Here is a 4,969-nt window from a genome sequence, read left to right as displayed (position 1 = left end):
AGCAGGACGTTGCCAAGCCTCTAACCTACCAGGCTTATCGGAGTCTCCCTATTTGGCAGGACACAGCTAAGCCTCGGACAAACAATCTAACCGATGCTATTGCTTCGGAATGAATGTTCCCTGATAGCTCAGTCGGTAGAGCACTCGACTGTTAATCGAGTTGTCGCAGGTTCGAGTCCTGCTCGGGGAGCCAACCCTGCTCCCATAGCTCAGCAGGTAGAGTGCTTCCATGGTAAGGAAGAGGTCACCGGTTCGATCCCGGTTGGGAGCTTTTGAACAAGGCCCGTTGGTCAAGGGGTTAAGACACCTCCCTTTCACGGAGGTAACAGGGGTTCGAATCCCCTACGGGTCATTATATGGAGGCTTAGCTCAGCTGGGAGAGCATCTGCCTTACAAGCAGAGGGTCGGCGGTTCGATCCCGTCAGCCTCCACCACTCAATATCACCGCTTACGCGGTCTATCCCTCGAAGCAATTTGGAGGGAAGGAGAACTTCGGGAATTAGAAACTCCCGTTGCCCTCAAAAACCCAATACTGCCAACGCGGTAAATGTTAAATTTGATTTTTGCGAACTAATATGCTAACCTATAATGGTTGCAACCATAAGGGCTGAATGTTGGGGATTAGCCAAGTGGTAAGGCAACGGACTTTGACTCCGTCATGCCTAGGTTCGAATCCTAGATCCCCAGCCATCATGAGCCATTAGCTCAGTCGGTAGAGCACCTGACTTTTAATCAGGGTGTCGGAGGTTCGAGTCCTCCATGGCTCACCATTTACCTCGCGCGTGTGGCGGAATTGGCAGACGCACTAGACTTAGGATCTAGCGGGAAACCGTGGGGGTTCAAGTCCCTCCACGCGCATGATGCGGACGTGGCTCAGTGGTAGAGCATCGCCTTGCCAAGGCGAGGGTCGCGAGTTCGAATCTCGTCGTCCGCTCCATATAACGCGTGCCCTTAGCTCAGCTGGATAGAGCGTTTGACTACGAATCAAAAGGTCGGGAGTTCGAATCTCTCAGGGCACGCCACTCTTACTAATCGGGACGTAGCTCAGCTTGGTAGAGCACCTGGTTTGGGACCAGGGGGTCGCATGTTCGAATCGTGTCGTCCCGACCATTATTTTTTATGCGGGTGTAGTTCAGTGGTAGAACTCCAGCCTTCCAAGCTGGTAGCGAGGGTTCGATTCCCTTCACCCGCTCCATACATAGCATCGGCGAACCCTTATATAAGGGTTTTTTTTGTAACTATTTATCGTTTAACTTGTCACCTGAAAAGTCATGTTCTCCGAGCTCAAACGCGTTAGTAGAAGCGTTGAAGCTTTTGCCTTAATTATGGACTTGTGTCGTTTAAAGCGTTGCAGTAATGACTCAAGAAGGACTGCTTTAGGGATAAAGCTGAATGTTCAGGGAAAACTATACCGACAATAGCCATATAGGTTGATAGGTTGTCATAATTTTGTGATGAACATCGTTGATTACACACATTATGAAGTTCTGTGCTAAGGTTAAAGGCTCAGGAACCTACAATCCTTCAGTTCCCTCCTTTAGGTCCTCCTCCCGACTCTAGCTTACTCTGCATGCATTGGACAGTGCAGCAGTGATTGCTTAGACTGCTCACAGGAACTGAGTGATGCTCCCCGTGATATTCAGTTAATTGTGTGAACTTTAAAATTAGTGAGGTATTTATCACAAAATTTTGATACAATTGTCTACATAATCATTTTCAACGGTAACGAGAACTGATGAAAAGATTGATCTTGGTGTTAGTTAGAATGGGGTGAGAGGAAAGATGTCTGAAACAATTCATCATGATAGTCGCCTGGAAATGAATAACAACCATAATCTGTTGCGTCGGGATGTAAGATTTCTTGGCAATATTTTGGGCGAAGTATTGGTACATCAGGGTGGAATGGAACTATTGGATATCGTTGAAAACATTCGGGAGATGAGCAAGACTTTACGTGCCGATCCCGCTAAGTCCAACGAGGAATTGAAGCAGATGATCATCTCCCTTAATCCGAATGTTCGCCATCAGGTTATCCGTGCTTTTGCGATCTACTTTCAATTGGTTAATATCGCTGAGCAGAACCACCGCATTCGTCGGAAGCGTGATTATGAGCGTTCAGCAGGAGAGAAGATTCAACCGGGTTCGATTGAGGATGCGGTGCTGAAGCTCAAAGAGAAGAATATATCGGCAGATGAAATTCAAGAGATGATCCAGGGGATCTGTCTTGAACTTATTATGACGGCACATCCGACGGAAGCGACGAGAAGAGCCGTCCTTGAGATCCATAAGCGGATCGCTGACGATATGATCAAGCTGGACGATCCGACATTAACGCATCGGGAACGTGAAATATTGCGCACTCGCCTGTTGAATGAAGTGCTGACCTTATGGCAGACCGATGAGCTGAGAGATCGCAAGCCTACGGTCATCGATGAGGTGCGTAATGGTTTATATTATTTTGATGAGACCTTGTTCGATGTCATCCCGGATGTCTATAAGGAATTAGAGCGCTGTCTGGACAAATATTATCCAGGGCGGAAGTGGCACGTACCTACATTCCTGCGCTTTGGTTCTTGGATCGGCGGCGACCGGGACGGGAACCCGGCTGTCACCCATGATGTAACTTGGGAAACATTACGCATGCACAGGCAGTTAGCCCTTGAGAAATACGAACAGATCTTAAGGGACCTGCGCAGATTGCTCAGCATCAGCACCAATATCGTATCGGTTACGAAAGAGCTTCTGGATTCGATCGAGGAGGATCAGAAACAAATCGAGTTGGGTCCCGAATATCTGTGGAGAAACAAACATGAGCCGTATCGAATTAAACTTACTTACATGATTAAGAAGATTCAGAATACTGGTCTCGCTCATGAAGAAGGCGAAAGCTACGGTGCAAGGTACCACAGCATCGATGAATTCATCAAAGATCTGAAGATATTGGATCGCAGCCTTAGAAGCCACTATGCGGATTATGTAGCGGATGAGTATATCAAGAAGTTGATCCGCCAAGCAGAGTTATTCGGCTTCCATCTCGCTACATTGGACATTCGTCAGCACAGCAAGGAACATGAACTGGCGATGACGGAGATTCTGGCCAGCATAGGCATCGCTCCCAATTATTCTGAACTCAGCGAAGAGGATAAAGTAAAGCTGCTGCATGACCTGCTCATGGATCCTAGGCCGATCACCTCTCCGCATCAAGAGTACTCAGAGAGTACGCGGGAAGTGCTGGATGTATTCCGAATCGTGCGCGAAGCACAGAAGGAGTTCGGAGTGAAAGCGATCAGAAGCTATCTGATCAGCATGACGCAAGGGCCGAGCGATATCCTGGAGGTTCTCTTGCTGGCGAAGGAGACCGGACTGTACCAACGCAACCCGGATGGCAGCGTAGTCTGCACCTTGCAGCCCGTGCCGCTGTTCGAGACGATCGAAGACCTGCATGATGCGCCTAAGATCATGAAGACGCTGTACGAATTGCCGGCGTTCATGGACAGCGTAAGGGCCATGGACGATGTTCAGGAGATCATGTTAGGGTATTCGGACAGCAACAAGGACGGCGGCGTCGTCACGGCGAATTGGGAACTTCGCGTCGCCTTGAAGACGTTGACGGATGTAGCGAACCAATACGATGTCAAGGTGAAGTTCTTCCATGGCCGCGGCGGAGCATTAGGCCGCGGAGGCATGCCTCTGAACCGCAGTATCCTGACTCAGCCGCCTCATACGCTGGGGGCAGGGATTAAGATCACCGAACAGGGAGAAGTCCTGTCATCCAGATATTCGATGCAAGGCATTGCGTACCGCAGTCTGGAACAGGCAACCTCGGCACTGCTCATTGCCTTGCTGCACCGCAAGTATCCAGAAGAAGTGCAAGAAGAGGAGCGCTGGGAAGAGATCCTTCGCGAGATCTCGGACGTATCCCTTAAGAAGTATCAAGACCTGGTGTTCGGTGACCCGGACTTCTATATGTTCTTCAAGGAATCCACACCGCTGCCGGAGATTGGCGAACTGAATATCGGATCGCGTCCGTCGAAACGGAAGAACAGCGACAAGTTCGAAGATCTTCGGGCGATTCCTTGGGTATTCGGCTGGACGCAGAGCCGATATCTCTTCCCTGCATGGTATGCTGCCGGAACAGGATTGAACAATTACTATCAGGGCAAGGAAGAGAGACTCGAGGAACTCCGCAGGATGTATAATGATTGGCCATTCTTCCAAGCCTTAATCGATAACTTGCAGATGGCCCTCTCCAAGGCGGATCTTAAGATTGCCTCGGAGTATGCGAATATGGTTAAGAATGAGGAAGCGAAACAGCGGATCCTAAGTGCCATTATCGAAGAATATCATCTGACGACGGATCTGATCTTGAAGATCACCGGCCAGCAGGAAATCTTGGACAATGTCCCCGTCATCCAAGAATCAATCCGGCTGCGCAACCCGTATGTTGACCCGCTGAGTTATCTGCAGGTGAAGCTGCTTCTGGAACTGCGAAGTCTGCGTGAGCAGGGCAAGGATGATGTGAATTTGCTCCGCGAAGTCCTTCTCACGATCAATGGAATCGCCGCCGGCATGCGCAATACCGGTTAATATGTGCCATGATATGCAGTTGAACAGAAGGCTCTCCATAGGAGGAGTTGGGTTCCGACAGGGCCTGACTCCTCCTTATTGTATACATAATGCAATTTCCGCTTGAGTATGGGAATGGGAGGTGGATAGATGGATTTATACGAAGCGCGGCTTGCTCAACTTGCTCGAAACGGGGATCGCCTCGCCTTTCGGGAGTTGGTCGATCTGTACCAGAACAAAATATACCACCTCGCTTACAGAATGCTGGGGAACACACATGAAGCCGAAGATATCGTGCAAGAAACCTTCCTAAGAGTCTATACGAATCTAAACGGCTTCGACCCCTCTCAGAAATTCTCAACGTGGATCTATCGAATCGGGGCGAATCTATGTATCGATCATC

Annotated in this window: 2 protein-coding genes and 11 tRNA genes; all 13 read left to right on the top strand. The window is 49.3% G+C overall.

The annotated features are described in order from the left end of the window. Window positions 1-117: 117 nt before the first annotated feature. Window positions 118-193: transfer RNA gene (locus tag PRECH8_RS14165), tRNA-Asn, on the top strand. A gap of 5 nt (window positions 194-198) precedes the next feature. Next, window positions 199-271, top strand: a tRNA-Thr gene (locus PRECH8_RS14160). 9 nt (window positions 272-280) lie between these two features. After that, window positions 281-352 (top strand) — tRNA-Glu (locus PRECH8_RS14155). Between the two features lie 6 nt (window positions 353-358). Continuing rightward, window positions 359-434, top strand: a tRNA-Val gene (locus PRECH8_RS14150). Window positions 435-615: 181 nt separating this feature from the next. Next, window positions 616-690: transfer RNA gene (locus PRECH8_RS14145), tRNA-Gln, on the top strand. A gap of 4 nt (window positions 691-694) precedes the next feature. Further along, window positions 695-770, top strand: a tRNA-Lys gene (locus PRECH8_RS14140). Between the two features lie 8 nt (window positions 771-778). Continuing rightward, a tRNA-Leu gene (locus PRECH8_RS14135) sits at window positions 779-858 on the top strand. Window positions 859-862: 4 nt separating this feature from the next. Then, window positions 863-937 (top strand) — tRNA-Gly (locus tag PRECH8_RS14130). Window positions 938-945: 8 nt separating this feature from the next. Continuing rightward, window positions 946-1,022 (top strand) — tRNA-Arg (locus PRECH8_RS14125). Between the two features lie 11 nt (window positions 1,023-1,033). Then, a tRNA-Pro gene (locus PRECH8_RS14120) sits at window positions 1,034-1,110 on the top strand. 11 nt (window positions 1,111-1,121) lie between these two features. After that, window positions 1,122-1,195, top strand: a tRNA-Gly gene (locus PRECH8_RS14115). 623 nt (window positions 1,196-1,818) lie between these two features. After that, entirely contained in the window at window positions 1,819-4,587 is a 2,769-nt protein-coding gene (gene ppc / locus PRECH8_RS14110) for a phosphoenolpyruvate carboxylase (protein ID WP_371871228.1), read from the top strand. 129 nt (window positions 4,588-4,716) lie between these two features. After that, the coding region (locus PRECH8_RS14105; RefSeq protein ID WP_200967736.1) for a sigma-70 family RNA polymerase sigma factor at window positions 4,717-4,969 on the top strand (253 nt) is incomplete at its 3' end.

Origin of the sequence: Insulibacter thermoxylanivorax (assembly GCF_015472005.1) — a bacterium.
In the GTDB taxonomy this organism is placed as follows: domain Bacteria; phylum Bacillota; class Bacilli; order Paenibacillales; family DA-C8; genus Insulibacter; species Insulibacter thermoxylanivorax.
This window is presented reverse-complemented; position numbering and strand designations above follow the sequence as displayed.

What these genes read in the sequence shown, in the direction of transcription:
- ppc (WP_371871228.1), top strand. Translation starts at nt 1,819, where the DNA reads ATGAATAACAACCATAATCTGTTGCGTCGGGATGTAAGATTTCTTGGC.